Below are 4264 nucleotides of genomic sequence, written 5' to 3' on the forward strand. Positions count from 1 at the left end.
AACGGGTTTTCGCCGGGTGTCGCGCCCAGTATAATTTCTTCAACTGCCTGTTTCTCCGTTGGGTCTATTAACCCGGATATTTCACTTAAATTACCGGACATTATTGCCTTGAAGGTTTTACTGCCGGGATAAGTAATTTCTCTGTGTTCGCTATTTAAACTGGCTTTTTTAGGATCTGTTATGTCTCCCCTGCCCCATTCGATGATTTTTCTGTAAGTACCGGGTGCTCTTTGTTTCAGTTGACCTATATGATCCCGTACAGGACTGGCGCATTGATGACTAAAACGTTCTATTTCTCCACGCAAATCCTTGTTGGTTACTTCCGAAGTTTTGAGTACCATTGCAAAATCGCGTACTGAAGGGGCGCAGGGCATGGCCTGATAAATCACGTTATTGGTACCGGAGGCAATACGCATCGCCAGCGATGGCAACAATGGTACTTTGCCACCCTCGGAAACATCAAAACCGTAAAATTCTTTCAGCTTGGCTGGTGCATTTTTTATTTTCCATTGCTGGTAGGAATTGAGTTTGTCAGGCACTTTGCAATGGTGCATAATCGCCGCATCCTGTATTGCGATTTTATCCATTGGCACCACTGCCAAAAACAGCGCAAACAGCATCAGGACAAAGGTAATAATCCCTTTCTTGAACTGGCCATAGCGGTTCCCGGCATCGCTCAAGGTGTCAATGAAGGTGAGAAACCCAAGCTTCATGAACGGCAGAAACAGCAGCCAGGTCATGGCGAACAGTTCGTACAAGGTGTTGTACATCATCCAGCCATAGACCGAGAGGAAGGCTTCGAGGTAGGACGAGGTGTGCATTTTTCTCTCCTTGAATCAAATCAGGTGGTTCAAATCAGATGCGGAAACTGCACAAAGATGATCTCGATGCAGATGAGCAGGCAGCCCGCAAGGCGGTGGTGCTGCAGCAGTTTTTCGTAGGAGAGGCGCATTTTGTCGCAGTCGTTGGCACGCGCCTGGATGTCTTGCAGGGTTTCAAAGGTCGCCCCCTGTGCTTCGGCGTTGTCGTAGGCATCAATCCAGCCTTCCAGCTCCCGCGCGTAGCGTTCGGCGCGTTTGGCGGCAAATTTCGGCAGGTAGAGGATGATGCCTGCAATCGCCAGCCAGCGGATGATGCTGGTGAACCACCAGCCCGCATCCAGCAGTTTTTTGAAGTTCACCGTGCCTTCCGGGCCGATGAACGCGAGTAATGCCAGACCACCGACGATGATGACCAGCAGCACGAGGATGAAGAAGCCGAAGCGGAGGATGAAGCGGAATGTTCTGCGCAGCATGGCGGTGTCCTCAGCGGTAGCGGCTGTTTTGCAGGCGGGAGATGTCGTCCTGAATCATGAAGTAGAGTTTTTCGTATTCTTCGCGGGCGACGCCGTAGAGGCTGGACTGCACCATGTCCGGCGCGTTGATGCCGGCGCGCAGCACGTCGCTCGCCAGATAAAGACGCGTCACCATCGTGTCAATCGCGTCCTGCTTGGCGCGGTCTTCAATCAGTGCTGCGCGCTGGTAGGGGTCAGCGCGGCGGATGTCTTCCATCACCGCCGGCGCGATAAGGATGCCGGTTTCTTCTTCAAATTTTTTGCGGTCGATTTTGCGGGTGGCGTATTCGTTGAGTTTGGTCAGGTAGTCGTTGCGCATTTCGTTGTAGGCCGGGCCAATGCTGCTGCCGGCGCGGCTTTCTACCCCGCTTTTGCCGCTGGCATTGAGGCGCTGGGTGGTGCTGCCATAGATGCCTTCGAGAAACGCGGCCATTTCCTTGCTGCTCTTGAAATGTTTGGTGATGGGCATATCGTCGGTCTTGCCGGTGAGCGGGCTATCCCAGCCGGTTTTGCCGTCCTTGTGGCCGGTGATGATGGAGTAGCCCGCTTTCACCAGCGACCGGGTGAAGTTGATCGGCTCCTGGTTTTCGCCGCCGTAGGCCTTGCCGTCGGCCATAACGATGCCTTCTTTTGCAGCCTTTTCGGCGACTTTTGCCTGAATGTCGCGGCTGTTTTTGAATCCTCCTTTTTCAATCATCCGTTTCCATTCGTCGCCAATGGCCACCTGCATCAGCCGGTCCAGGTGCCTTGTCGCCGTCGCGCAAGAGATCACTGCGCACCTGCTCGCAGGTTTTGACGTTAATCTGGAACAGCTCGAAGTATTCGTCGAGGTTCAGCTGGGTCAGCTGGTAGAGCTCCGGGTTCACCTTGGCCAGCGCGTATTCCAGCGCCGAACTGGCGATGAGTGAAGGAAGGCTTTCTATAACCGCCCTGAGTTGATTGAGTTTCTCCGAGACATTGGTTTTGATCTGCCCCGCCATATCTTTGAAAGGATTGAGCTCGCCGCACTGGCGGTTCAGCCCCAAACGGAAACCGGCGCCAAACTTGAAGGTCTGGCCGTAGTAGGCGGTGGCAACGCTGTCGGCTCCGGCGGCGGCTCCCGGAATGTAGTAGTAGCCAGCCTCGCCGCTGGGGATGTCATCAGCGCGGTAGTCCTGTCCCTTGCCCGGCAGCACCGAGTTGGGGTTGAACGGGTTGCCCTTGACCTTGACCGGTGCGGGAGTGCTGGCAGGTGCCGGAGCAATTTGCGCGCCTGCGGCGAGGCTGAGGGTGATGCAGCAGGCGAGCAGGGCGGTGCGGAAAAGCGGGGTGTTCGGGTTCATGGGCGTACTCCTTGCGGTTGGGATGGGGTTGCCTCCGGGGCGGGGCTGAAGCGGTTTTGCCAACGGCGGCGGCTGGCAGAAATCTGGTCGGCGATGCGGATGGCGGCTTCCAGCTCGCTGATGCCGTGTTCGTCCATCAGCCGTTTGCGCGCGTTTTTTTCATCCGCGTCGGTTTGGGCGAGGGCGAGTACCAGCGACGGCGGGATGTAGCGGATGAGACCGCAGCCAAAGCGGTCGGAGAGCATCGTCCCTTCGGTGTAGTTCGGTTTCTCAATCTTGGCCTGGCGGATGAGGTAGTGCTCCTCCGGGGTGAGGTTCTTGAAGCGCGAGATTTGCTGCGCTTCGTCCTCGCCCATCGACAACAGCCACCAGAATTCCGCCTGCGACAGGATTTTGCGCGCGTCCTCGTGGAAGTCGGAGAAGTCCTGTGTGCCAAAAATCAGCCAGATACCGAGTTTGCGCCAGACTTTGGTGGCGCGAATCATGCCGAGGATGAGCATCACCAGTTTCATCCAGTAGTGGCCTTCGTCCGTATAGACTTCGATGTGGCGGCCATCGGCCTGGGTGCGTTCGCCGAGCGCGGTGATGTTGGTCAGGGTGGCAAGTCCGGCGACGGCGAACATGTCTTCGTTGCCTTCGTTGGTGAGCGAGCCGGTTTCAATCAGGGTGAGGTCGGCATCGGCGTCAAAGCCGCCGCCGTGCTGGTTAAAGAGACGGCCGCGCGGCCCTTCTGTCCAGAATTTGATGGCTGCGGCAAATTCGCGGTAGCGCAGTTTCAGCGTTTCAGATTCTTCTGCGGCGGCGAGGGCGAGCATTGCCTCATGGACGTCCTGCGGCCGCGCGTGCGGGTCGCCTTTTTCCTGGCTGGCGCGCAAGGCTTTGATTAGGGCATCTTGCAGGAAAGCCATGTCCGCCTGGGTCAGTTTGTCGGCATCGCTCTGCTTGCCGCCGGTCACCATGATGCGCAGGGTATTGAGCATCTCCGAGAGGTAGCTGCGCTCTTCGTCGTCATCACCGGCAATTTCTGCATCGTTACGCTCTTGCGGGCGACCGCTGTTGTCCGCTTCGCGCAGCGCCTTTTCTGTTTCGTAAAAGGGCGGGAAGGTATCGGTGGAGGCAGCATTGAAGGTCATGCGCCGCACCTTTTTGCCCATCGCCTCGTAGTAGTCGGCGAGCAGACCGAAGGAGTTGCCCTTGTCGAGGATGAACTGGCGTGGCGCGTTCACCGCCATGCTCATCAGTGCCATGCTGATCATCGTCGCCGATTTGCCCGCCCCGGTCGGGCCAAACACCATCTGGTGGGCGACGCGCGAGCGGTCGGATTTGAGGAAGGGGTTGCACATGAACGGCTCGCCGCTGCGCTTGTAGCCGAGGTAGCAGAGGTTGTCCGAGCCGCGCCCGGAGCCGAAGAACGGCAGCACGGAGGAGATCTGGCTGAGGTAGGTCATGCGCGCCCGCAGCGCCGATTTGCGGTCGTGCCTGAAGTCATAGACGAACGGCAGCGCACGGACAAAGCTGTCCTGGCTGATGAGGTCGTACTGTGGCGGGACGATGCTGATGCAGTCCGAAGTCGATACCACCGCGACCGCGCGCTCGGTCACGTCCAATA

The 4264-nt window shown here is 57.4% G+C and carries 4 protein-coding genes and 1 pseudogene; all 5 read right to left on the reverse strand.

The features are described 5' to 3' along the window. A partial coding sequence (locus Q0349_RS02430) for a hypothetical protein (protein WP_298079272.1) occupies positions 1-821 on the reverse strand: 821 nt, incomplete at its 3' end. Positions 822-850: 29 nt separating this feature from the next. Beyond that, on the reverse strand, positions 851-1294 hold the full coding sequence (locus Q0349_RS02435; protein WP_298079274.1) for a hypothetical protein: 444 nt from the start codon (positions 1292-1294) through the stop codon (positions 851-853). Positions 1295-1304: 10 nt separating this feature from the next. Beyond that, entirely contained in the window at positions 1305-2063 is a 759-nt protein-coding gene (locus tag Q0349_RS02440) for a hypothetical protein (RefSeq protein ID WP_298079276.1), read from the reverse strand. Further along, a complete protein-coding gene (locus Q0349_RS02445) occupies positions 2023-2655 on the reverse strand; it encodes a hypothetical protein (protein ID WP_298079278.1) in 633 nt (210 codons plus the stop codon). The genes Q0349_RS02440 and Q0349_RS02445 overlap by 41 nt, the downstream gene beginning before the upstream one ends. Then, a pseudogene (locus tag Q0349_RS02450) lies at positions 2652-4264 on the reverse strand (hypothetical protein); the annotation flags it as partial. The pseudogene Q0349_RS02450 and the gene Q0349_RS02445, both read right to left, overlap by 4 nt.

It is taken from the genome of uncultured Cardiobacterium sp. (assembly GCF_938028185.1).
Taxonomy (GTDB): domain Bacteria; phylum Pseudomonadota; class Gammaproteobacteria; order Cardiobacteriales; family Cardiobacteriaceae; genus Cardiobacterium.

Coding starts and splice junctions, on each gene's coding strand:
- Q0349_RS02435 (WP_298079274.1), bottom strand. CDS start 1,294: ATGCTGCGCAGAACATTCCGCTTCATCCTCCGCTTCGGCTTCTTCATC.
- Q0349_RS02440 (WP_298079276.1), bottom strand. CDS start 2,063: ATGCAGGTGGCCATTGGCGACGAATGGAAACGGATGATTGAAAAAGGA.
- Q0349_RS02445 (WP_298079278.1), bottom strand. CDS start 2,655: ATGAACCCGAACACCCCGCTTTTCCGCACCGCCCTGCTCGCCTGCTGC.